This window comes from Mesorhizobium sp. GbtcB19 (assembly GCF_019091085.1).
GTDB lineage: Bacteria > Pseudomonadota > Alphaproteobacteria > Rhizobiales > Rhizobiaceae > Mesorhizobium.
Window position 1 is genome coordinate 1 of record NZ_JAGXJY010000674.1, and the last position, 228, is coordinate 228.

Genomic DNA, 228 nt, shown 5'->3' on the forward strand with positions numbered 1-228 from the left:
CGCGAGATGGCCAAGCTCTCGCAAAGGGTCGAGCGCGAGGGCATGGCGCGGGTGCCGCTCAAATTCTATTCCAACGCCCGCGGCCGCGCCAAGCTGCTGCTCGCAGTTGCCCGGGGCAAGAAGCTGCACGACAAGCGCGAGACCGAAAAGCAGCGCGACTGGTGGCGCGAGAAGGGCCGGCTGCTGAAAGAGCGCGGCTAAGGCAATTGCAGGAAAAGTGCGTAGCGG

At 65.4% G+C, this 228-nt stretch carries 1 protein-coding gene; it reads left to right on the plus strand.

Going from position 1 to position 228, the window contains the following annotated elements; all coding sequences use genetic code 11:
• On the plus strand, positions 1 to 201 hold a 201-nt coding region (locus tag KVT37_RS33375; RefSeq protein WP_217579135.1), incomplete at its 5' end, for an SsrA-binding protein.
• Positions 202 to 228: the final 27 nt, after the last annotated feature.